The organism is Variovorax humicola, from assembly GCF_037889915.1.
Taxonomy (GTDB): Bacteria; Pseudomonadota; Gammaproteobacteria; order Burkholderiales; family Burkholderiaceae_C; genus Variovorax; species Variovorax humicola.
Genome location: NZ_JBBKZV010000005.1, coordinates 287,085 through 310,272, shown reverse-complemented (window position 1 = coordinate 310,272; position 23,188 = coordinate 287,085). Strand labels below are relative to the sequence as shown.

The 23,188-nt window shown below is 64.6% G+C and carries 20 protein-coding genes, 2 pseudogenes and 1 riboswitch; of the genes and pseudogenes, 6 read left to right on the top strand and 16 right to left on the bottom strand.

Features of this window, described 5'->3' with window-relative positions; translation table 11 throughout:
• Positions 1-184 precede the first annotated feature (184 nt).
• Positions 185-520 carry a hypothetical protein gene (locus WKW80_RS11965; RefSeq protein WP_340363773.1) on the bottom strand — a complete coding sequence of 112 codons (336 nt, stop codon included), beginning with the start codon at positions 518-520 and terminating at the stop codon, positions 185-187.
• Positions 521-1,524: 1,004 nt separating this feature from the next.
• Here WKW80_RS11965 and WKW80_RS11960 point away from each other — a divergent pair.
• The 3 genes and pseudogenes from WKW80_RS11960 (at position 1,525) to WKW80_RS11950 (ending at position 3,451) form a co-directional block, all read left to right on the top strand.
• A complete protein-coding gene (locus WKW80_RS11960; protein ID WP_340363772.1) occupies positions 1,525-1,989 on the top strand; it encodes a serine/threonine protein kinase in 465 nt (154 codons plus the stop codon).
• Positions 1,990-2,287: 298 nt separating this feature from the next.
• A pseudogene (locus WKW80_RS11955) lies at positions 2,288-2,476 on the top strand (DDE-type integrase/transposase/recombinase); the annotation flags it as partial.
• Between the two features lie 234 nt (positions 2,477-2,710).
• Complete coding sequence (locus tag WKW80_RS11950) at positions 2,711-3,451, top strand: alpha/beta hydrolase family protein (protein ID WP_340363771.1); 741 nt, start codon at positions 2,711-2,713, stop codon at positions 3,449-3,451.
• Positions 3,452-3,905: 454 nt separating this feature from the next.
• Here WKW80_RS11950 and WKW80_RS11945 read toward each other — a convergent pair.
• The 15 genes and pseudogenes from WKW80_RS11945 to WKW80_RS11875 form a co-directional block, all read right to left on the bottom strand.
• Positions 3,906-4,420: pseudogene (locus WKW80_RS11945) on the bottom strand (acyl-CoA dehydrogenase family protein); the annotation flags it as partial.
• 487 nt (positions 4,421-4,907) lie between these two features.
• On the bottom strand, positions 4,908-5,675 hold the full coding sequence (locus WKW80_RS11940; protein ID WP_340363835.1) for an SDR family oxidoreductase: 768 nt from the start codon (positions 5,673-5,675) through the stop codon (positions 4,908-4,910).
• Between the two features lie 11 nt (positions 5,676-5,686).
• The gene (locus tag WKW80_RS11935) at positions 5,687-6,688 is read right to left on the bottom strand and encodes an ABC transporter substrate-binding protein (RefSeq protein ID WP_340363770.1); all 1,002 of its coding nucleotides are present in this window, start codon (positions 6,686-6,688) and stop codon (positions 5,687-5,689) included.
• An 11-nt stretch (positions 6,689-6,699) separates the two neighbouring features.
• A complete protein-coding gene (locus WKW80_RS11930; RefSeq protein WP_340363769.1) occupies positions 6,700-7,467 on the bottom strand; it encodes an ABC transporter permease in 768 nt (255 codons plus the stop codon).
• Positions 7,464-8,210, bottom strand: coding sequence for an ABC transporter ATP-binding protein (locus WKW80_RS11925; protein ID WP_340363768.1), 747 nt, complete (start codon positions 8,208-8,210; stop codon positions 7,464-7,466). Before WKW80_RS11925 ends, WKW80_RS11930 begins: the two co-directional genes overlap by 4 nt.
• A gap of 9 nt (positions 8,211-8,219) precedes the next feature.
• Positions 8,220-9,689, bottom strand: coding sequence for an acyl-CoA reductase (locus tag WKW80_RS11920; protein ID WP_340363767.1), 1,470 nt, complete (start codon positions 9,687-9,689; stop codon positions 8,220-8,222).
• Complete coding sequence (locus WKW80_RS11915; protein WP_340363766.1) at positions 9,686-10,789, bottom strand: LuxE/PaaK family acyltransferase; 1,104 nt, start codon at positions 10,787-10,789, stop codon at positions 9,686-9,688. Before WKW80_RS11915 ends, WKW80_RS11920 begins: the two co-directional genes overlap by 4 nt.
• Before the next feature lie 68 nt (positions 10,790-10,857).
• Positions 10,858-10,951, bottom strand: a riboswitch (TPP riboswitch).
• Between the two features lie 377 nt (positions 10,952-11,328).
• Positions 11,329-11,637, bottom strand: a complete 309-nt coding sequence (locus WKW80_RS11910) for a hypothetical protein (RefSeq protein WP_340363765.1) — start codon at positions 11,635-11,637, stop codon at positions 11,329-11,331.
• 771 nt (positions 11,638-12,408) lie between these two features.
• On the bottom strand, positions 12,409-13,605 hold the full coding sequence (locus WKW80_RS11905; RefSeq protein ID WP_422822891.1) for an IS91 family transposase: 1,197 nt from the start codon (positions 13,603-13,605) through the stop codon (positions 12,409-12,411).
• 9 nt (positions 13,606-13,614) lie between these two features.
• Positions 13,615-14,490 carry a tyrosine-type recombinase/integrase gene (locus WKW80_RS11900; protein WP_340363764.1) on the bottom strand — a complete coding sequence of 292 codons (876 nt, stop codon included), beginning with the start codon at positions 14,488-14,490 and terminating at the stop codon, positions 13,615-13,617.
• Positions 14,491-14,718: 228 nt separating this feature from the next.
• Positions 14,719-14,988 carry a hypothetical protein gene (locus WKW80_RS11895; RefSeq protein WP_340363763.1) on the bottom strand — a complete coding sequence of 90 codons (270 nt, stop codon included), beginning with the start codon at positions 14,986-14,988 and terminating at the stop codon, positions 14,719-14,721.
• Entirely contained in the window at positions 14,966-16,372 is a 1,407-nt protein-coding gene (locus tag WKW80_RS11890; RefSeq protein WP_340363762.1) for an FAD-binding oxidoreductase, read from the bottom strand. The genes WKW80_RS11895 and WKW80_RS11890 overlap by 23 nt, the downstream gene beginning before the upstream one ends.
• Positions 16,373-16,460: 88 nt before the next feature.
• Complete coding sequence (locus WKW80_RS11885) at positions 16,461-17,384, bottom strand: LysR family transcriptional regulator (RefSeq protein WP_340363761.1); 924 nt, start codon at positions 17,382-17,384, stop codon at positions 16,461-16,463.
• Positions 17,385-17,435: 51 nt separating this feature from the next.
• A complete protein-coding gene (locus WKW80_RS11880; RefSeq protein ID WP_340363760.1) occupies positions 17,436-18,905 on the bottom strand; it encodes a sulfatase family protein in 1,470 nt (489 codons plus the stop codon).
• A 36-nt stretch (positions 18,906-18,941) separates the two neighbouring features.
• Positions 18,942-19,913: a tripartite tricarboxylate transporter substrate-binding protein gene (locus WKW80_RS11875; protein ID WP_340363759.1), complete on the bottom strand. Its 972-nt coding sequence runs from the start codon at positions 19,911-19,913 to the stop codon at positions 18,942-18,944.
• Positions 19,914-20,264: 351 nt separating this feature from the next.
• Here WKW80_RS11875 and WKW80_RS11870 point away from each other — a divergent pair, with 351 nt between their 5' ends.
• Genes WKW80_RS11870 through WKW80_RS11860 form a run of 3 tightly spaced genes read left to right on the top strand, consistent with a single transcriptional unit; the run spans position 20,265 to position 23,186 of the window.
• Positions 20,265-21,125, top strand: coding sequence for an HTD2 family dehydratase (locus WKW80_RS11870; protein ID WP_340363758.1), 861 nt, complete (start codon positions 20,265-20,267; stop codon positions 21,123-21,125).
• A 29-nt stretch (positions 21,126-21,154) separates the two neighbouring features.
• The gene (locus tag WKW80_RS11865; protein ID WP_340363757.1) at positions 21,155-22,345 is read left to right on the top strand and encodes a CaiB/BaiF CoA transferase family protein; all 1,191 of its coding nucleotides are present in this window, start codon (positions 21,155-21,157) and stop codon (positions 22,343-22,345) included.
• 10 nt (positions 22,346-22,355) lie between these two features.
• Positions 22,356-23,186 (top strand): HpcH/HpaI aldolase/citrate lyase family protein, encoded by an 831-nt coding sequence (locus tag WKW80_RS11860; protein ID WP_340363756.1) that lies wholly within the window; start codon positions 22,356-22,358, stop codon positions 23,184-23,186.
• Positions 23,187-23,188: the final 2 nt, after the last annotated feature.

Genomic DNA, 23,188 nt, shown 5'->3' with positions numbered 1-23,188 from the left:
CCAGCCTCACAAAAGCCGAGCATAGATTTCGACTCGCGAGAGACCCACAATACGACGAGAAAGCCTGCCTCATCTGGCGCGCCGGCAGCGCCTTCAGGGGTAGATCAATGCGTTGGCCGCGAGAGAAAACCCGAGGTCGTTCAGCGCCTGATAGATCTTGGCGCCGACGTGATGTGCGCCATCCTCATTTAAACCCGCGGCGCCTGACGATCTCGCACTCAACCCCGTGCGTTGCCAAGGAGGCGTCCTTCGCGGGACCAAGCATCCGTTCCTGGAAACGGCCTTGAGCGTCGCCGGTGTGATCATGCACCCAGCGAACAGCCTGTTGCTCAGCGTGCCGCAAGGCCTCCATCGAAGACGCATAGGCATCGCTGTCTTGCGGCAATTCCACCTGCTGCACGCTGTCATTGCCGCGGAGATACAGCACCCGAGGTTGAAAAGTTTCGTCGCCCACCCGGTATGCGGCGCACATGAAGTCATGTCCGCGATAGTGAAACGGCTGCGTTACGTAAGGGTGCATGATTCAGGCCTTGTGGGAAGCTTGGCAATCGGCTCGGCCGACACGCCAGTCGCGGTCGCGGAGGGCAACGACGCTTGCTGGGACGCGAGGCGTCGCACTCGTCAGTGGCGTTGCGGGGCGCCATGTTGTAGCCGCCATCGACAGGATCGTGTGTATCGAGCTAGCCATCGGTCGCAAGAAGTCAACGGACATCGCACCTCCTTTGGAAACTTGGCGCGCGAGAAAAGATATCGCCCTCGTCTCTGAGGTGCAAGTCGTAAACAGTCTGACCCTCATGTCGGTGCCAAACCGACAGCTACTGCAACAGTTACCCGCTTGATCACCTTGCGCAGCGACTCGATCATGTCTTCGTCCCGTCCTCAGTCTCGCATCAGCTTACCAACGCCGGCTTGCTCGACAGCACTCAACCCGCCGCGTCAACTCAAGGGATCTGGCCGCCTCTTGGCCCCGCGCGGCGGCTTGCGCAGCACCCGCTCAGGAGCGAATCTTGGCAACTTGACGACTGAGCGCGTGAAGCTGGTTCGGGAATTCTCCGGCCGACTCACGCGCCAGGTAGCCGAGCGGCCCATGGGTGCGCGACAAGGAAGCGCCGGCAAGTGCATGGGTCATCACACCCCATAGGACGAGCGCCGCGGTCGATATAGTCGATGTCGCGTCTTCCGCCCCACTCTCTACTCTCTGCAGAGGCAGCGATGAGCAACCTAATACGAGTGGCGGGGGGCGCTTATCTACCGTGTGGTTGCTAGGCTTGGAGGCTGAGCCCGGCGTGGATGTGCAACTGGGCACGATCGCACTTCGTGGCAACGCTGAGCCCTGACGTACAACCTCCGTCACGGCATGGAAGCGATGGTGAGGCTACGTCCGGCCACTCCGGCGCGAATCGCGCAGGGCTGTCGACTTGGGCATTGTCTGGCCCTCGCATCCGCACACCTGCGAACGCGTTGACCTACATGGAGTGACGCGAAGCCCCCACACCGTCGCTCGACGCATGCGTCGAAATACGGGTGTCTTTCAACACGATTTTCTTGACTGGAGACATTGCCATGAAGCAACGATTATTCGCTATCCATTGCATGACCGGTTTGCTGGTCCTTGCAAGCACCGCGCTCGCCCAAACGACCGCGGTGCCTGCTACACCCGATCCCGCAGTGGGTGGGCAAGCCAGTACAAAGACACCTGCCGGCGTCGCCAATCCGACGCAGCGCCCAGACGGATCCGAGCCGGCATCAAGGGCCGACGTGAAGGCCGAAGCGCGGATGGAGAACAGGAATACGGCCAATACCACGGTGCCGAAGGGCGAGCCATCGACCATGACCAACAACCAGCCCAACGCCGCGCAGCAGACGGGGCAATTGAGCCGCGCCGAGGTCAAGCCGACGCGTAACGAGCTCAAGCCTCAGATCGGCAAGAAGGGCGAACGGCCGGACGTGCCGACCAATCCGACTGAAAAGACGGGCACCCCGAAGTAGGATTTACGTGGCCCGCTCGCTCCCATAGGCCCATAGGGGCGAGCGGGTGGTCACCGCGTACGGGCTGCGCGCCCTGGCGCGGCCACAGTGTCCGTGCGAGCGCGAATGTGGAGGGGCGGCAGCGTTGCTCTCATCCGAATGGCAGCCCCGGCAACTCGGACTGGATGCCACGCGGTCTGCGGGCCAATCGCGGTGGCGATCACTCTATGGCGCGGACGCAGACCTGCCGCGCTGCTCTTGCGCAGACATACGCCGAACGGGGAAGATCACGTGACAGACGATGGACGGTGGCGTGATCATCGTGGAGCAGGACCACCGGGCCACCAAGCGCATGGTGCGGCCCATGCTCTGATTCAAGGCCTTTCGCTGCGCACGCATCCTCATTGCCGGCATTGAGTTGATGCACATGATCAAGAAGGGCCAGCTCGAGTGCGCCGAAGGCCAAGTCTCGCCCGCAGGATCGAAGTTCCATTCGCTGGCATTTTGATCGGTAGGCGCCAGCCTGACTCTGCTGGGCTTCGCGCCGTTACCGCGACAGAACACTTCGGCGCGCCGCAGTGCGACATTGCGTCCGCTGCCCCGCGGCGACCACAGGCCAGTGCCGGCCGCGATGCAGGCAAGGCGTTGTAGGCCGCGGCTGTCGGCAAGGCGGGCGCAATGCTCAGGCGAGCGAGCCTTCGAGCACACGACAAACGGAGGTCTTCCACCGACGCCGCCGCGCATGTTCATCCGAACCGTACCCACAGAGATCATGGTCGAAGGTCGGTCGCTCAACGCGATGCTGACGGCAGGCGCCAGCCGGGTTCCTGGCGTACTGCTGGTGCACGGGTGGGACAGCGACCAGGGCCACTACCGCACCCGGGCCGAGGACATCGTGGCGCTGGGCTGCGTCTGCCTCACCTTCGACATGCGCGGACACGGATGCAACCAGGCGCAGCACGATGCGGTCAGTCGGGAGGACAACCTGCGCGATGTCCTGGCGGCCTATGACCTGCTGGCACGCCAGGACACGGTGGACTCGAAAGCCATCGCCTTGGTCGGTACCAGCTATGGCGGCTACCTGGCGGCACTTGCCTGCAATCTGCGCCCTGTCCGCTGGCTGGCGCTGCGCGCACCCGCGATCTATCCCGACGCGCAATGGGACGTGCCCAAGGAAGCTTTGGACCGTGACGCGATCGACAGGTACCGGCAAGAAGTCAGGGCGCCCGATGCCAATCGCGCCCTGGCCGCGTGCGCAGCCTTCAGGGGCGATGCGCTCATTGTGCGGTCGGAGCTTGATTCGGTGATTCCTCTACCGGTCATCGAAAGCTACGTCGAAGCGCTCAAGCCGGCCCGTTCGTTGACCTATCGCTGCGTCGCCGGCGCGGACCACGCCCTGTCGTCCGGCGCCAGTCAGCAGGCGTACGACATGGTGTTTACCTCGTGGCTGACCCAGATGCTCATCGATTGGCGGGCTGCCTAGCCCATCTTTCTCAACTGGCAGGTGTGGAGCCGGCGAAGTGCTTGATTCGATTGAGCACGAGCTCGAAGGTCTCGCCAGCCTGCAACCGAAGGGAGAACGCCATGCACGGATACGACCTGCTGAAAAGCGGCCCGCGGATCCTCGCATCCGCGGCACTGCCCGCCCCCGAAGTCGAAGCGAACTGGAATTCCCTTTCCGCCAGCACGGAGGGTTGGTCGAGTCGGAAAGACTGATACCGAGTTGCTGCGCAGGCGCATGGACCAGCCCATCTCCAAGCTGTCGCGCTGGATCGATATCTTCAGCCTTAAGTGGAGCTCGCGCACGAGGGTGCCGCTTTTTCACGTCGACCGCTTCTCCTTGGTGCCGCGCCCACCCGCGGACGAGGTAATTCGAGACTGGCGCCCACCCTGGGCGACTGGTCGCTGGCGCTCCGGCGTTCGGCCATGGTCGCCAACAAACCCTCAGGTTCGCAAAAGAACAGTATTGGCTCGGGGTTTAGCCCGAGGAGCAAGTACTTGAAGCCCTGGCCTTCCTCGCCGATGCGATCGTCGACGGGAATCTCCAGCCCTTCGATGGCCAGTTCGTTCGAGTCCACGGCCTTGCGCGCCATCTTCTCGATTTCGCTGACGCGCACGCGCGAGCGATCGAGGTCCGTGTAGAACAGCGTCACGCCTTCCATCGGGCGCGCGCAGTCCTGGATCGGCGCCGTGCGCGCCACCGGCAGGATCTTGTTGACGTGCTGCGCGGTCGAGGTCCAGACCTTCTGGCCGTTGACGATGTAGCGGTCGCCGTCCCGGCGGGCGAAGGTTCGCACGCGCGTGGTGTCGGATCCGACGCCGGGCTCGGTCACGCCGAAGCAGGCGCGATCGGTGCCGGCGATCAGCGGCGGCAGCCTGCGCCGCTTCTGGTCGTCAGTGTGGAACACGACCACCGGCTGCGGCCAAACAGGTTCAGGTGGACGAAGCGCGCCAGCCGACGCAATCACTCATTTCCGACCACCCTCTCTAAAGCTGGCGCAACTTCTGACCAACGAGAGCGCCCGGACGGTCATCGACTTCATCTATACCCGCGGCACCACGATGTGTGCGGCGTTGGGCGGCGCCGGCCCATGGCATGCGTGCCTGCGCGACCACTTTGTGATGCGGTGTCTTAACGCCGTCCGGAGGTCTCCGTCGATGTCGCGATGCCAGGCACCCATGGTCACTGCTCTATTGCTTCGTCACGGCAAGGTCTGTAGAGGCCATGCGCGCGCACGAAGGAAATGGCAAACCTTCTCGGCACAAGCGCATTGCTTCGTCTCAAGAGATCGAACGCGATCGAGCTGCGCGCGACAGCGTCTCTTCGATTCAACGGCAAGCCTTGCTCGGTCAGACGAGTGCTCTGGCAGTGACAAGCGGCGCGTTCGGTGTCATCGCGCTGCGATTGCCAAGGCAGCAACTCGAACTAGGCCGAGTCTTCACCTCATGACCAGGCCGCCATCGACAAACAGCACCTGTCCCGTCATGAAACGGCTCCATTCGGAAGCGAGAAACAGGACCGGGCCGGCAACGTCCTCGGGTTGTGCGATGCGTCGCAGCGGGGTTGCGGCGATCAGCGACTCGCGGAACTCTTCCCGGGTCGCGTTGCTGGCCTGCGTCGGGTAGACCAGGCCCGGCGCGACGCAGTTGACGCGAATGCCGAGCGGGCCCAGTTCGGCGGCCAGGTTGCGGCTGAAGCCGACCAGCGCCGACTTGGCGGTCGTGTAGTCGTGGTACGGAATTACCGGGCGCTCGACCAGGTCGCTGACAATGTTGACGATGCTGCCCTGGGTGCGCTGCCTGAAGTGCGGCAGCACGGCCTTGCAGACGTTATAGGCGCCGCCGACGGCGCCATCGAACTGCGCCTGGTAGTCTTGCCACGCCATGTCACCAAACAAGGTGCGGCGCTGCGGGTCGAATGAATACGGGCGGAAGGCATTGTTGACCACCACGTCGATGCGGCCCGCTTCTTCCAGGGCCTGTTCCACCATGGCCTGAACGGCCGCGTTCGAATTGACGTCGGCCTTCACTGACCAGGCGTCGCCACCGGCCGCCTTGCAACTCGCGACCACATCGGCGGCTGCGGCGTCGTTGCTCAAGTAGTTGACCACCACCGTCGCGCCTTCGCTGCCGAAGGCCTGCGCAATCGCTGCGCCGATGCCACGGCTCGCACCGGTGACCAGTACCACCTTGCCGTTGAACTTCATGGCTTCGAGCTTCATCGCGCCGGCAGCAGTTCCGTGCTCACCACGTCGGAGACCTTGATGTCGTGCTCGATCAGGCCCAGCTTGCGATAGGTGTCCGCGGCCTTTTGCAGCGACGCGAGGTCGAAGGAGCCAAGACCGTCCTTCATCGTGGTCGGGGAGACAGTGGCGGCATTGCGCAGGCGGATCACTTCCAGGTTGGCGGCGCGATCGGTACCGTCGATGGCATATTTCACCGCCAGTCCGGCCGCCTCTTCGGGGTTGGCGATCATCCAGGCCGCGCTCTCTCGATAGGCTTTGAGGAACCGCTTGAGCAAGGGCTTCTTCTGCTGGTAGACCTGTTCCCGCACCACGAACAGGTCGCTCGACACGTTCAAGTAGTTGCGCACTTCCATCACATTGACCTCTCCCAGCCCCTTGCGCTGGCCCACCAGCAAGCCGGTGTCGGTGGCAGCGGTCGCATCGACCTGGCCTTGCAGCAGCGGCGCGAAATTCAACAGCCCGGTAACGACGATGGTGACGTCGGATTCGGACAGCCCTGCCTGGTGCAGCAGCACCAGCAGGTTCTGGCGCGTTCCGCTGGACAGGCTGTAGACACCAATCTTCTTGCCCTTCAGGTCGGCCGGCCTCGTGATGTTGGAGGACTTGAGCGAGACCACGTTGAAGACGTTCTGTGGGTAGATGTCATAGATCGCGCGCAGCTTCTCGCCCTTGTCGAGGGCCGAGAAGAACGCACCCGGATCGGTGAAGGCCACGTCCGCCTGGCCCGTGAGGATGTTGCGGATCGCGTCGCCGCCGCCGGCGCCCGACACGTAGGCCAGATCGATCCCGTTGGCCTTGAAGACGCCCTTGTCGGGTTCAACCAGCAGGTGCGTGATTTCGGTGATCGGCTTGCTCCAGCCGGCCACGGTGATCTTCTCCAGCGTGTCGGCAGCGTGCGCCCTGCTTGCGGCCGGCAAGGTGAAAACCGCAGCGGCTGCCAGCAGCGCGCAACGGCGTGTGATGGGGTTGTGCATGGACTATTCCTTCATGAGGTTCGGGTGTAGGGCAGCAGCAGCCGTTTCTCGACCGCGAGCGTGATTTGGTAGAGCAGGAGGCCGAGCGCGGCGATGACGACCAGCACCGCGAACATCAGCGGCGTGTCCATCATTCCCTGGGAGGCGATGATCAGCGCACCGAGCCCCTGGCTGGCGCCGATGAACTCGCCGACGACCGCCCCGACCAGCGCGAGTACCACCGCCACCCGCAGGCCCGCCAGGATGCCGGGCAGGCCGGAAGGCAGCTTCAGGCGCAGCAGGGTCTGACGCCGCGTGGCGCCCAGCATCCGGAACAGCTCCAGACGTTGCGGGTCCACCTGCTGCAGGCCGGTCATGGTGTTTTCCATCAAGGGGAAGAAGCAGATCAGCGCCGTGATCACCACGGTCGACGTCATGCCAAAGCCGAACCAAACGATGAACAGCGGTGCCAGCGCCAGTTTGGGGATGACCTGGCTCACCACGATGTAGGGCTTGAGCACGCGCTGCAGCAACGCCCACTCGGCCATCGCCACCCCGCTGACGAAACCGATCAGGCAGCCCAAGAACAGCCCAAACACGAGTTCGAGCGCTGTCGTGCGGATGTGGGGCCAGAGATAGCCGGAAGACAGGCCCATCCAGAGCGACTTCATCACCGCCGAAGGCGCCGGCAGAACCAGAGCCGAAACGCCGGAGGCGCGCGATGCCAGCTCCCATCCCGCCAGCAGTGCGAGCAGGAGCACCCAGGAGCCGAGCTGCGTGCGTGCAAGGCTCAGCTTCATGCCGTCGCAACGTCCATCGCATCGCGCACTTGCGCGCAATGCAGGTTGAAGGTTGCGCCGTACCGCATCGCCGGCGCGCGCGGTCTGCTGACCTCGACGCGGATGTCCCGCACGATCCGGCCGCTTTCCATCACCGCGACCCGGTCGCCGAGGTACACCGCCTCGGCGATGTCGTGCGTCACGAACAGCACGGTGGTGCGGCGAAGGCGGCACATGTGCAGCAGGTCGTCCTGCAGGTCGCCGCGAGTGATTGCGTCCAGCGCGGCAAAAGGTTCGTCCAGCAGCAGCAACGCCGGCTCCAGGATCAGTGCGCGCGCCAGGGCGACCCGACTTTGCTGGCCGCCGGACAACTGCCGGGGGTAGTGTTGCGCATGGGCCGAAAGGCCGAGCAGCGCCAGCAGCTGCTGCGCCTTCTCGATCTCCTGTGCGCGTGGCTTGTGTTGCAGCGAGACCGGCAGCAGCACGTTGTCGATCACACGATGCCACTCGAGCAGCGTCGGCGACTGGAACACGAAGCCCAGTTGCGGGCCGGGCGCGACCACCTCCCTGCCCTGCAAACGGATGCTGCCCGTGTGCGGATGCAGCAGGCCTGCCGCGAGCTTGAGCAAGGTCGTCTTGCCGCAGCCGCTGCGCCCCACCAGGCAATGGAACTCGCCTTCCTCGATGGTCCAGTCGACGTCACGAACCACCGGCGGCCAGCCAGGGTAGATGAAGCTCACCTTGTCGATGTCGAGGAAGCTCACGACCAGTCCTTAGTCCGCGTACGGCGCGAGTTTGTCGGCGGCCAGTTCGGCCGTCTGCTCGATTTCGACCATCCGCACCAGGTCCAGCAGGTTGAAGCGGCCGTCGTGATGCCAGCCCGCCTCCGGCGACGTCATCGAGCCGATGGCGCAGATGCGGGTCACGCCGGCGGCACCCAGCAGTTCCGCCAGCCGGAACAGTTCTGCCGGTGCTGCGGCGACGCCCGCCGTCTGGAGGAAGGGTTGGTGCACTGTCACTTGCGCGATCACCTGTTCCAGCGAGTCGACCGCGACCACCTGGATGCTCCGGTTCAGCGCTGTGGGTGCCAAGGCCTGCGCTACGTCCGCGTAGGCGACACCCCAGGTTTCATCGGGCTCGCCGATCAGCGCGGCCGCCGACGCGACGCCTGCCGACATCGACTGCAGCTCGATGGCTTGGCGCCATCCGGCGACGGCGGCCGAATCCTCCAGCGCAAGGGCGCGACGCGGGAAGCGGAGCTGCAGGTTGGCGAGCTCGCTGGCGAGGTACTGCGCGAATTCTCGCGGCGAGACCTTGCCACCGCGTTCCACGTAGAAGACATGGGGCGAATAGCAGCCTTGCTGGTCGTAGCGCGTCGCGTCCCAAGCGGCCAGGCGTGCCGTCGCCGGCCCACGCAGGGTGTCCAGGGCTGCGGCGCTGACCAGGCCGAAGCCGATCTTGTGGCCGTATGGCAGGAAGCGCGTCGTGACCGGCAGCCGGTGGCGGATCCCTTCGAGCGAATCGTTGGCCCCGTAGGCGAGCACCGTATCGGCTTCGGCGTAAAGGGCCGACGCCTGTTCATCCCCGCCGCCTTTCCACCACACCACGGCCAGGCAATCGGCCAGCGGCGGGTGGACCTCGACCAGCAGCCGCGCGAACAAGCCCGCGAACAACGGTTCCGCGCTCGGCACCTTGCCGATGTTGCCCGCTTTCACCAGCAATCCGCAGACCAGACTCCACAGCGGCAGTGCTGGAACATTTCCGGCCCAGCTATGAACCAGCAGGTCCGGCCCGAACGCCCTGGCGGCGCCCCCTTTGGGTCGTGGCTGGAATTCGTCCAGCAACTTGGGGTTGGCGAAGTCTTCCGCGACGAAGCGGTGCAGTTGCGGCGCGCGAAAGGTCTTGAAGAAAGCCGTGAGGCCCAGGCGAACCATATTCGCGTCGTACCCGCTGATGATCGGCAGCAACTGGTCGGCCTGGATGCGGTAGCAATCGGCCGGGTCCAGCAGGCGGGCCATCGCGCGATCCACCACGGCCACGATCTGCGACACGGTCATCGTCTTCAGATGCAGACGGCTCGCCTGCTTGACCCGCAAGGCGAGTGCCGCCATCTGTGTCGGGCTCAACACGGGCGCGGCGACTTCGACCCGCGTGGCCCCCGACTCGAAGATCAGCGGGTGCCATTGCACTTCGGCCGGCGCCAAGCCCGGCAAGTACCCGGCAACCGCTTGCAGCGTCGTCATGCCGTAGCTGCCCGGATGAATTCCTCCACCGCCAACGAGCAGCCCTTGGCGTGCGCGCCCTCGGCGCGACCGAGCAGAAGGAACCCGCCGTCGACTGCCTGACCCACGTCCTCCGTCAGGATGGTGGTGACCGAGTTGAAGTTTGCGAGGTCGCAATGGACCAGGATGCCACGTTCGCCACGCGCGACTTCGCGGCCCGTCAGTGGGTCGACCAGCCGTGAGCGGATCCAGTGCGGCCCCGACTTCACCGACGGCACCGAGGCATTGCCCGCGTCGTAGAACTGCGTGCTCAGCTCGGTCATGCCGTACATGTTGATGCACTGCGATCGTTCGATGCCGAGCAGCGCGGACAGCTGCGCATAGAAGGCGTCGAGTGGCAGTTCGCGCGACTGCCCCTTGTAGCCACCGGTGTCGAGGACGCGACTGCCCGCCGGCAGGTGAAACGATTTCCCATGCGGCCCAAGCTCGTCCATCAGGTGCACCAGGCTGTAGCTCGCGCCCAGCAGCGCGCAGGGCAAGCCGCTGCGCTCGGCTTGTGTCAGCGCATTGCACAGCCCGTCGATATCCAGCCCGCTCGGGCCGAAAAAGTATCGGCTCTCCTCGGTGCCGAATTCACTGCGCGCAAGCGCAAGGTAGTGAGCCAGCGAGGAATTGGGCATCATGGTCTCCGTCGGGAACAGGATGCACATGCGCATCCTGCCGCTGCCGCGCATGAACCGGCGCGAGAAGTTGCTGATCATCGACCGGTCGTAGACCGCCAGCGTCGGGTGATAGTGACGGCCCTTGACCTCGCTGCGGGTCGTGCCGCTGGTCATGAAGACCCGGTCCGTTGGGGCCGGCGGCTGGCACCGCAGGTCCAGCTCCTTGAAGGCGTCAATCGGTACTGCCGGGATGTCGCTCCAGCACTTGACATTGCGCAGGGTTGCGCCGCGCCGCTGGCAGAAGCGTCGATACGCCTGATTGCTGTCGTACTGGAGGGAGAACAGACGCAACGCCAGTCGATCGAACTCGTCGTCGGTGCACCCGTCCTGTGCAATGAAGGCGAGCACTTCGGCGGCTGGACTAGTGGCCGCGGGCCGATCTGCAGGGGTCTGGTTCATGAGGACTTCTTCGTGAGCGTGAAACAGTTGCTCCGAAGGCCACTTCGACTTCGGCAAGATGCGCCGATGGCAAAAGTGAAAGCTCTTCTTCCGCCGGTATGAACCGGTTCAAGTTCACGGGTTTGAATCTCAGCACTGTCGCGTGCACCCCGGAGCGCTACCGATACTACATCCGTTGCGGACCTGCCATTGCAAGGCGCGACATTTCCATCTCCTTTGCCAGAACCTGAATCCGTGACCCTTGCATTGACGTTACTTTGTGACCATTGCGGGGGATTCGGCCAAGTCTGCGCCCTTGCGACAATGTCGCACGCGAAATTGAGATAGTGGCTACGGTATTGGGCTGCGGCGGACCGCGGCCGTCATGGGCGACGGCCCCTGATCGACGTAGACCCGCGGCAGTTTCCTTCGACATGTTGCTTTCGAGCGCATGCAAATTTGAGCGGCCACCACGAATGGGCTGCCCGATCTTTGCGAGCGCGGGTTTCCAGAACGTCTGGGGGAGCGGACAACGGATTCCGCGGCGCTGCCCCAGTCGCTCAGGGCGTAGGGTCGCGTCGGTGCGATGTCGTGATTGCTTCGCGGGCACGTTGGGCTGCGATTTGCAACCAGCTGGCCTTGGCGGGACCTTGATTCGGGCGCGCCTCCGGGTAGTGAAATCGAAGAAGTTCGATCCTCCCCTTTTCCGTGATGGCCAAGACTCTGGCAGCCGCCAGTGGCGGCTCGTCCACCGATGCAATCACCAGGCCCGCCTGCCGCAGGATCCTGACGGCGTCGATATCCTTCGGTGCGGCGTACGACTTGGGCAGGGGCGAGGCAGCGATCTGTCGCAAGAATTCAACGGACATGAGATCTCCTTTGGAAACTTGGCGCGCGAAAAATATCGCCCTCGTCTGCAGGGTGCAAGTAGCAAACAATCTGACCCTTTTGTCGGTGCGAAACCGACAGTGCCCGCGCCCGCGCCGCCAAGGAGACAGCATTTCTCGACCCGCTCGCGCTCCATGATTCATGTGCGAGCCTGAGCTTCGGAGCGCGCGGATGGTATCTCCGAGGCAGCCCGGTATGACGCCACTCCAAGAGCGCCTGGAGTTCGGTCGACCTGTGGGTTTGCGGCCCGTGAGAAGGTACGCGAACCGCCGACTCGCTGAGCGGCCTCCTGCGGTATGCCTGAAGGCTTTGTCTCGGCCTCGCCTGGCTCCTTCAAACTCCAGTACTCGCTGCGAAAGCAGTCGTAGGGTGACTAACTGGCTACTACCGTACATGTTAAGGGTTGCCCGATACCTGCCCTTGCGAAGCGCAGCGCCAAGCACGGCTGCGGCCTGAGGGCAGGTGTTGGGCAAGCCTCGAGGGAGGAAACCGCGGAATGCACCTCTGACGCCTGAGAAGGCTACGAAGCTATGGGGATTCGGGATGCGTGGATCGAGCAGGTGCTGGCGATGCGCCCAAGAATTCGGCCGATGGCGTCGATGAGGTACAGCGGATCGAAGCCGGAGCGTTGAGTCGCCCGGTGGCATGGCCGACGGCAAGGGCTTCGTGAGGCGCGAAGGCGAGACCACCCCACATCGACCCTGGAAGATGGAGAGGCGAAGCTTGGTTTGGACGCTGATGAAGATCAGTACTCATGGTGCCCGAGGCTGCTGAGGCGGTGCGCGGATGGATTGCCCGCGAGCGAAGGTCTGCAGGATGATCATCGGGCCACCGCAGTGCGGGCAGAGGAAGGTCGGTTGCGCGGGACCTGGCTCGCGATCGGCGTCCGAGGCTTGAGCAGTGGCATCGGCTTCTTGCAGCAGGAGTTCGCGAATGCGTACCAAGCTGACCTTGCGAGCGCCGTTGGCCAAGAGCCCGTAGTGGCGGATGCGATGGAAGCCTCCCGGCAAGACATGCAGCAGGAAGCGGCGCATGAACTCGTCGGCGTCGAGCGTCATCGTCTTGTGGCGAGTTCGGCCCTTGGCGCGATAGTCTTTCCATCTGAAGGTGACGCCACGCTCGTCCATCGCGACAAGCCGACTGTTGGAGATGGCAACCCGGTGGGTGTAGCGCGACAGATAAGCCAGCACCGCTTGGGGGCCGGCGAACGGACGCTTGGCATAGACGACCCATTCGCACTTGCGCAGCGGCGCGAGCCAGTCGGCGAAGGCATGCCAGTCGGCAAGTGCCGTGAACGCACCGAAGAACTGTAGGAGGCCGGCGCGATGCGCCTGTTCAAGCGCTTCAAGGAAGCGGCGCCGGAACAGGCGCGACAGCACGCGCACGGACAGGAAGAACCCGGGCTTGCATGCGATCCAGCGTTCGCCGTCCGGCGACAAGCCTCCGCCCGGCACGATGCCATGCACATGGGGGTGGTGCGTCAGGGCCGACCCCCACGTGTGCAGCACCAGGGTTGCGCCGATCCTTGCGCCCAGGTGCTTCGGATCGGCCGCGATGGTCATCATGGTCTCGGCGGCCACGTCGAACAACAGGCCGTAGATCGCAGCCTTGTTGTAGTACGCGATGGCGCTGATCGGCGCTGGCAAGGTGAAGACGACGTGGTAGTAGTCCACCGGCAGCAGATCGGCTTGGCGTGCCTCAAGCCAACGTTGGGCCGCACTGGCCTGGCACTTCGTGCAATGTCGATTGCGACACGAGTTGTAGGCGATCTGGTCGTGTCCGCAGCCCTCGCAACGCAACACGTGACCTCCCAGCGCCGCGCTGCGGCACTGTTCAATGGCCGACATGACCTTGAGCTGGCCCAGGCTCAAGTGCCCACGCTGAGCCTTGCGCCAATCGGGGCCGTGGGTGCGGAAAATGTCGGCGACTTCCAGGGCGCAATGCGCCACAGAGATGACCTACGCAGGTTGCAAGTTCTCCAGCGGGCTGACCACTTCGTGCAGGATCTCGGTGGCCACGTGCGCGTAGATCGATGTCGTATCGAGCCGCTTGTGCCCAAGCAAGACCTGGATCACGCGGATGTCCACCTTCTGCTCCAGCAGGTGGGTGGCGAAGCAGTGGCGAAGCGTGTGCATGGTGACGCGCTTGTCGATCTTGGCCGCGTCGGCAGCGTCATGAACGGCGCGGTTGAGCTGGCGCGGAGTCAACGGATCGACCGGGTTCATCCCCGGGAACAGCCAACCGCCCGGCAGCATCTTGCCCTGTGCATGGGCCAGTCGCCACCAGGCGCGCAGCAGCTCCAGCAGGACTGGCGAGAGCATGGCGTAGCGGTCTTTGTGGCCCTTGCCCTGCTCGACGCGCAGAGTCATGCGCTGGCTGTCGATGTCACCGACCTTCAGCGCGACGATCTCGCCGACCCGAAGTCCTGTGCCGTAGGCAATGGACAGTGCCGTCTGGTACTTCAGGTTGGACGCCGCAGCGATCAGGCGTGCGACCTCCTCGCGGCTGAGCACCACCGGCAGCGTCTGGGGCACACGAACGGGGCTCATCCCGGCCATCAGCTCGCCACGCCCGAGTGTGACGTCAAAGAAGAACTTCAAGCCGGTGATGGTTGCATTGAGCGTGATCGGCGAGACACCCTGATTGACCATGTGCAACTGGAAGCGCCGCAGATCCTCCACGGTTGCAGTGTCGGGAGAGCGCTGCAAAAAGCCGGCGAGATGCCGTACTGCGCGAATGTAGGTGGATTGAGTCTTGGGTTCGAGCTTGCGCAAGCGCATGTCGTCAAGCATGCGTTGGCGCAACGCAGAGACCGCTGGTGTCGCTGGGGTCATGATCGTGCTCCTGTCGAAGAACGAGGCCAATTGCCTCGCTCCGCAACATAGACAGGGGCGCAATGTTTGCCATCCGCCGCGGGCTCAGCGGCGGGCTACCGCGAGCGGTGCGAGCGGTTTAGTCCACCGGCCATGACCAGTCAGTCAGTCGCGCGCCAGCGCGCTGCGACCGGTCGCGCCCGCTTTGCTGTCACCGCAACCTCGCGAAAAACTATCCTCGCCTCGGCGCTAGAACATGTGCCTGGTGCCGAAGTCGTACCCTTTAGAACTGCTTGGCGCATAGCCAGAAACGCCGTTGCCGGTGGAGAGATAGCCGGCGGTTCCCCCGATGGCAGCGCCCATGATGGCAGGGTTGTTTTGCCCATCCTTCACGCGAATGTATGCCGCCGTTGCGTAGATCGCGGTTCGCTTTGACAGGTTGTACTCATAGCCAAAGGCCGGCGCCACCAATCCTGACTTTGCCGGCTTAGGCTCCCTACGCGAAGACTCTTGCCGCATTCAGTATTCCGACGGGGTCCAGCATGGCCTTCAGGCCGCGCATCAATTCGATTTCGCCGGCGCCACGCGAGAGGTGCAGGAATTCTCTTTTGATCACGCCAATGCCGTGCTCGGCAGAGATCGAGCCGCCGACCTTCCTGACGGCCTCGTAGACCACTTGCTCGACCATGTGAAGCGAGTCGGCCGACACATGCGGGCCGGACAGCACGTGCAGATTCCCGTCGCCGATATGCCCGAAAAAGAGATGCCGTTGATCTGGAAACCGGGCTCTCAGAGATGCACGGACCGACTCAACGAACGATGCCATCGCCGCCATCGGCACACCCACGTCGAACGCCGCGTGCGGCCTGAGCTGGCCCAGCATTTCGCCGATCGTTTCGCGGTAAGACCAGAGGCTGCGTGAATCCTCCAGCGACTGAGCGACGATGACATCGCACACGGTCCCGGCTTCCAGCGCTTCACCAAGGAAGCGCTCCAGTTGCTCGCGGTCATCTTCCTGGTGTGCGCCCAGCGTTTCGACCAGCGCGTACACGGGTGAGCCAGTGGCAAAGGCGGGCCGCAAGTTGCCGATCTCCTGCGCGGCTTCCATGAAGTCGGCCCACATGACCTCGAACGCAGAAAGGCCAGGCAGGGCGCGCCGCATGTCCCGCACGAGGCGAGTTGCTGCCTCGAAGGAGGGCAAGGCGCACAGTGCGGTGTTGGCCGCCGTTGGCTTCGGCGAAAGCTTGAGCACCAGCCGGGTGATCACGCCCAGGGTGCCTTCGGCGCCGATGAACAGGTGCTTCAAATCGATGCCCGTGGTGTTCTTGGTCACGCGGTTCATCATGGTCAGCAGCTTGCCGCTGGGCAGCGCAACCTCGATGCCCTGCACCAGCTCGCGCATGGTGCCGTACCGGATCACGCGGTTGCCGCCGGCATTCGTCGCCGCATTGCCGCCGACCTGGCAGGAGCCGCGCGCGCCGAGGTCAAGCGGAAAGTACCAGTCTTGTGCTTCGACGCGCGTCTGCAGTTCCTCGAGGATGACGCCGGCCTGTACGGTCGCCGTACCGCCGACGGTATCGATGTCCTCGATCTGGTTGAGCTTGGCCAGTGACAGCGCCACTTCCCCATGGGTTGGCGTCGCGCCGCCGGCCAGGCCTGTCAGTCCCCCTTGGATGACGATCTTCTGGTGGTGATGCGAGCACAACGCGAGCACATCGGCGACTTGCTGCGGCGTCCGCGGAAACAGGACCCAGGCGGGGGCTACCTTCGTGGCTTCACTCCAGTCGCCGGACTGGGCAGCGACCACGGCTGGGTCCGACACGACGCCGGACTTGCCCAGCACGGACATCAGCGCATCGCGCAGTTCATCGCTCACGAGGGCGGGGGCTTCGATTTCGACCATGCATTTGTCTCCGGTTGCTTTCCGCACTCTAGGGGCCAGGGCGCGCGGCGTGAAATACCGTTTGCGCGCGCCTCCCATGAGGTAAAGCTTATGGGAGCTGGCGGGCCTTCAGGGTGCCGTCGGCGATCAATGACGCGATCACATCGAGTAGCGCGATGCGGACCGCTTCGCCGGCTGGCGTGAGCGGATGGTCGACCATCCACACGACCGACTGGGTGCGCTCGATGCTAGGCTCGACGATGTCACGCGCCACCACGCCGAAAGTCTCCGCATCGGAGAAGGCGTTGCGCGGCATGATCGCGAAGGCCAGGCCTTCTTGCACCACCCGGCGGTAGAGCTCCGGGTTGTTGAGTTCGTACTGGACGTTGAGCGCACAGTTGTGTGCCAGGGCGGTGCGCTCGATCAGCTTGCGCAGGTCATGGTCGCGGTCGGGCGCGACCAGCGGACGATCCCCGATGCCGGCGAAGCGGATCGGGCCGGTTTCGCCTTCGAACAGAAGATCCAGCCCGAACAGACAGAAGCGCTCTTCGAAGGCGGGGATCGATTCCAGGCGGGTGAGCTCGTAGGCGACTGGCAGCAGCGCCAGGTCGACGCGGCGTGCTTCGACCAGCGCGCGGGCCTCGCGCGACATGCCGGTGCTGATCTGGAGGCGAACCTCGGGCGCGCGCTCGGCCAGCAGGCGATAAAGAGGCACCGTCAGCACTTGCGCGACCGAGCCGACGAGGCAGAGGCTGACCTTGCCACGCGCCTGCGTCGTTGCATCGCGCACATCGTCATTGAGCCGGTCGAGCTGCCGCAATATCGAGACGGCACGTTCGAGCAGACGCTGCCCTTCAGCAGTGAGCTTGACGCCGCGGGCATGGCGTTCGAGCAGCGCGACTCCCAGTTCCTCTTCCATGGCCGAGATGTGATGGCTCAGCGCCGGCTGCGCGATGTGCAGGGTGCTGGCTGCGGTGGTGATGCTGCCGGTGCGGGCAATCTCCACGAAGTATTTGAGCTGCCGCGGTGTCACGGCGCCCACTCTAATGCAAGAGCCAGTAGCTGGCCTTGGCGCACCCTTCACTCAGGCGTGTGTCGCGGTCTCGTCCGCTAGTGCATTCTTCGGCACCGGCGTTGCGCCGCCCGCGCCCATTGTTGAGGCGATGTCCACGCCGCCGAGCCTTTCGATCATGGCGTGCTGGTCCGACTTGGCGAGCGCGTCGATCGATTCCGGATCGCAGATGCGCCGCAACTCCGCTTCCATGTCCTTCACGACGTGGGCGAAAGCAGGATCGCCAGCCAGGTCGCGAAGTTCCTCGGGGTCTGCATCCAGATCGAACAGTTCGGGTCGGTGGCGGACGTAGTAGTGAAACTTCCATCGACCCTTGCGCACCATGAAGCCGGCCGTGTTGCTGCCCGCCGCGTGATACTCGCTGAACACCACTCGCTCAGGGTCTGCCGGTGCGGCAGCGAGCGTGAAGAGCGATCGGCCGGGGCGGCTGCCCATCTCGGGCGCGGGATCGAGGCCGACGCCTTCCAGGATCGTCGGAAACAGGTCCAGCAGGTCGACTGGCGTTTCGCAGACGCCCGGCGCCACGCCCGGGCCACTCACGATCATCGGAATGCCCACGCTTTCCTGGTACAGCGTCGACTTGCCCCACAGCCCTCGCGTGCCGAGGTTGTCGCCATGGTCGGAGGTGTAGATGACCGTGGTGTCGTCCCGCAGGCCGGCTTGCGCAAGCGCGTCGACGACGGCGCCGACGTTGTGGTCGAGGAAGCTGCACAGGCCGTAGTACGCGGCGAAGGCTTCGAGCCTTTCCTGCGGCGACTTGAACTGCTCTTCATTCTTCATGAAGTCGGCATACGCTTGCACCCATGGGTGCCGCTGGTAACCCTCGGATGGATGCAGCTTGGGCGTGGGCAAGCCTTCGAGCGGATAGAGCGAGAAGAATTCCTCCGGCGCGATCAACGGGAAGTGTGGCGCGACCAGGCCGATATAGAGCACGAAGGGTTCGTCGTCACGCTGCGCCGCATCGCGCAGCCACTCCACCGCACGCGAGGTGACCGAGCGGTCGTACGAGGTATAGGCCGATTCGCCCGCACCGACCCGGTCGCCCAGCATGCGCTTGTCGGATGGCGTGGAAACGTAGGGGTCGCGAATCGACGCCCAGACCATGCCGTGGCCGCCGACCACGTGCATCGGGATGTGCTCCTTGTCGAATCCGGCGGGATCTTCTTCCGCGCGGTAGTGCAGCTTGCCGATGCTCTCCACGCGAATATGTTGTCGCTGGAGCACGTGACCCCAGCCGCGCGGGTCGCCGGCGTAGGGCATGGCGTTGTCCCAGTGACGGGTCTGGTGCACGCGCATGCCAGTGGCGAAGGCGGCGCGCGCCGGCACGCAGATCGGGCTGGGCGTGTAGGCATTGGTGAATCGCACACCGCGTGCCGCGAGGGCATCGAGGTGGGGCGTCTTTGCGACTGGATGACCGGCGCATCCCATGATCCGCGGATCATGTTCGTCCGACATGATGATGACAACGTTGCGACGTGGCACAGCAACTCCTGGTGTGTGGATGAGCGAACAGATGGATCAGTCTTCCGGCGTGTAGCCGACGGCCTTGGCGATGCGGCCCCAACTCGCGTAGTCGGCGCGCACCTGCTTGTCGAGCGCTTCGGGCGTCATCGTGAGCGGTTCGTATTCGGCCTTCTTCAGCAGGGCGGTGACCGCAGGCGCCTTGACCGCAGATGCCACCGCCTGGCCGAGTTGCGCGAGCGTCGCAGGCGGCGTCCCCGTGCGCGCGAAGAAGGCAAAAGACTCGGTGATGACCAGGTCGGGGAAGCCGGCAGACTTGAACGTAGGCACGCCGGGCAAGGCCGCGTTGGGGGTCGCTTCCGAGATCGCGAGGATCCGGATCTTGCCGGCACGGTGCATCTGCAAGAGATTCGGCGTTGTCGTGATGACGCAGGGGAGGCTCCCGCCGATCACGTCCGTGAGCGCCGCCGAGCCACCCTTGTAGGCGACGTGCGTGAGATTCAGCTTCGCGTCCTTGCCCAGCATGGCGCCGAGGAAGTGCATGGCCGTGCCCGCGCCGGGCGTGCCGTACGCCGCGAACTTGGGGTCCTTGGCAGCCAGTGCCAAGAACTCTTGCAGTGTCTTGACCGGGCTGTCGGCGCCGACTGCGAGTGCAAAGCTCATGCTGCTGGCCGTTCCGACCGCGGCAAAGTCCTTCAGCGGGTCATAACGCAGGGCCTTGAAGATGTGGGGATAGAGCGTCAGGTTGCCCAGCGGCGTCATCAGCAGCGTGTTGCCGTCGGGCGGCAGGGTCAGTAGCGCTTCGGTCGCAAGTCGGCCGGCCGCGCCGACCTTGTTGTCGACGATGGCGGTGTAGCCGCTTTCGCGAAGGCCTTCAGACACGGCGCGCGCCACGGTGTCTGCGGCCCCGCCGGCCGCGTAGCCCACGAGCACGCGCAGCGTCTTGTTCTGCGCGAAGGAAATGCCGGGCAACCCGGCGATCGCGGATGCGCCAAGGCAAGCCGTGAACTGGCGGCGGTTGAGAGTCATGTTGTCTCCTGGCGATGTTCTGGTGTGGCACGAGTATTGGGGCAGCGCGGCAACTTGTGAAATACCGTTTGCCAGGACTAGGCATGCGAAAAAAGTTATGCCCCTCACGATACGCAGGCAACCCGAGAAATAGTGCCGGTCCGATTTCAGCGATCGGCACATAGAGCGTTCTTGCCGGGCGGCGGGTCAGGTCCGTTGCCATCAAGCCCGATGGCAACAGAGGTTCTCCTGCTTATTGCAGTGGATGCATCAATACGTCTAAATAATGCAATTCACTTCATCTCCGATGCGCCGCAAACTCCATCCGCAAGTACTGCTGCCATTCGGTGCAGTCAACGAAGGAGACAAATAGTGGAAGCCCGGCAAGAAGAGTTGCAATCCTGGATTGGACGCAGCGAGACGGTTCAAGACGCCGTCAACCCCACCCCCGTGGTCGCACTCACCGCGACGCTTGACCATCCCGCGAGCCCGGTCGCGGCCGGCACCGTACTTCCGCCCCTGTGGCACTGGCTCTATTTCTTGCCGATGCATCGGCAAAGCGAGATCGGTGCCGATGGCCACGCCAAGCGCGGCGGCTTCCTGCCGCCGGTGCCGCTGCCGCGACGCATGTGGGCCGGCAGCCAGTTCGAGTTCCGTTCGCCGATCCGCGTGGGTGACCGCGTCGCCCGCACCTCGACGATCGACGATGTCACCACCAAGGAAGGTCGCACCGGCAAGCTGGTGTTCGTGAAGGTACGCCACGAGGTGCGTTGCAACGAGGCCGCCGAGCCGGCGCTGGTCGAGTTCCACGACATCGTCTACCGCGAAGCGCAGGGGCCGAACGACGTTGCACCGCCGCCCCAGGCTGCACCGGCCGAAGCCGCATGGCGTCGCGAGATCGTGCCGGACGACGTGCTGCTGTTTCGCTATTCGGCACTCACTTTCAACGGTCACCGCATCCACTACGACCGCCAGTACGTCACGCAGGTCGAGGGCTATCCCGGCCTGATCGTGCACGGCCCGCTGATCGCCACGCTCCTGATGGACCTGTTGCGCCGCAAGTTGCCCGACGCCGAAGTCGCGAGCTTCCGCTTCAAGGCCGTTCGACCGACCTTCGACCTGAATGCTTTCCACGTCAGCGGGCAGCCGCAGGCCGACGGCAAGACGATCCGGCTCTGGGCCTCCGACCACGAGGGCTGGCTGACGATGGACGCGACCGCGGTCCTGCGCTGATTCACCCAAACATCCAGAGAGACAAGCACATGCAGCCACTCAAGGGCACTACTGTCGTCACGCTCGAGCACGCCATCGCCGCGCCTTTTGCCACCCGGCAATTGGCCGACCTCGGCGCCCGCGTCATCAAGATCGAGCGCCCCGGCTCTGGCGACTTCGCCCGTGGCTACGACGAGCGCGTGCGCGGCCTCGCCTCTCACTTCGTCTGGACCAACCGATCCAAGGAAAGCCTCACGCTGGACGTGAAGCACCCCGAGGCGGCCCAGGTGCTCGAACGCCTGGTCATGGAGAAGGCCGACGTCGTCGTCCAGAACCTCGCGCCCGGCGCGGCAACGCGCCTCGGGCTAGGCTACAAGAAGCTCTCGGCGGCCAAGCCCGGCCTGATCGTTTGCGACATCTCCGGCTATGGCGACGACGAGGACAACCCCGGCCCGTACCGTGACAAGAAAGCTTATGACCTGCTGATCCAGAGCGAAGCCGGTTTCGTCTCGGTGACGGGCACGCCGGACGAGCCTTGCAAGGCCGGCCCGTCGATTGCCGACATCGCCGCCGGCATGTACGCGTACAGCAGCATCCTGGCCGCACTGCTGCAGCGCGGCCAGACCGGGAGGGGCCAGCGCATCGACATCTCGATGCTCGAGTCGCTGGCTGAATGGACCAGCTACCCGCTTTACTACGCCTTCGAAGGAGCAGCACCGCCACCGCGCACTGGCGCCAGCCACGCGACCATCTACCCGTATGGCCCGTTCCCGGCAGGCGACGGCACCACGGTGATGCTGGGCCTGCAGAACGAGCGTGAATGGGTCAGTTTCTGCGACAAGGTGCTGCAGCAGCCCGACCTCGCAAAAGACCCGCGCTTCACTGCCAACTTCAAGCGCGCGGCCGAGCGCGTCGCATTGCGCCAGATCATCGTGGACGCCTTCAAGCCGCTGACCGGCGCGCAGGTGGTCGAGCGGCTGGAGCATGCGCAGATCGCCAATGCGCAGGTCAACACGATGGCAGGCGTCTGGGCGCATCCGCAATTGGAGGCGCGCGGTCGATGGACCGAGGTCGGCACCGCGAAAGGCCCTGTGCCTGCGATGCTGCCGCCCGGCACCTGGGATACCGGCCCGCGCATGGACCCGGTCCCCGCGCTGGGCGAGCACACCGATGCGATCCTGGCCGAGCTGGGCTACAGCGCGGGCCAGATTGCCGCGCTGCATGCGTCCAAAGCCGTCTGAGGTGCGAGCCATGAAATCCGATGCCCCGACACCGGCACGCACCTACCTTTTCGTGCCCGGCACGCGGCCCGAACGCTTTGGAAAAGCACTGGCGAGTGGCGCCGACATGGTCGTCCTGGACCTCGAGGACGCCGTGGCCGCGGACGACAAGGCAACGGCCCGCAGCGCGATCGGGACTTGGTTTGCGAGCGCCTCCACCGAAGCCCGCTCGCGCATCGTGGTGCGCATCAACGATGCCGGATCGACGTGGTTTGGCGACGATCTCTCCGCGATGCGCGACGCAGGAGTGCCCTCAGTGCTTCTGCCCAAGGCCGAGTCGGCCGACCAGATCGCCGCAACGCAAACTGCGCTACCCGGCGCCACCGTGCTCGCGCTCATCGAAAGCGCCCGCGGCGTCGCGCAAGTCGATAGCGTGGCATCTGCCGGCGCATCGCGCCTGGTGTTCGGAACACTCGACTTTGCGCTCGACCTCGACATGGACATCGGCACCGACGCATCCGGGCTGGCTTACGCCGCAAGCCGCATCGCGATCGCCTCGCGTGTCGCAGGCTTGCCTGCACCGGTCGCAGGCGTCACGCCGCAACTCGACGACGAGGCGCGCTTGCTGGCCGACTTGATCGAGGCACGTCGCTTTGGCTTCGGCGCCAAGCTGTGCATCCATCCAAAGCAGGTGCAGCCGATCCACACCGCCCTGCGCCCCGACGCAAAAGCGCTCGACTGGGCGCGCCGCGTACTGGTCGCCGATGCTGCATCCCCCGGCGCCGCACGCCTGGACGGCCGCATGGTCGACCGCCCCGTCGTGCTGCAGGCGCAACGCACGCTGGCGATGGCCCGCGACTGATC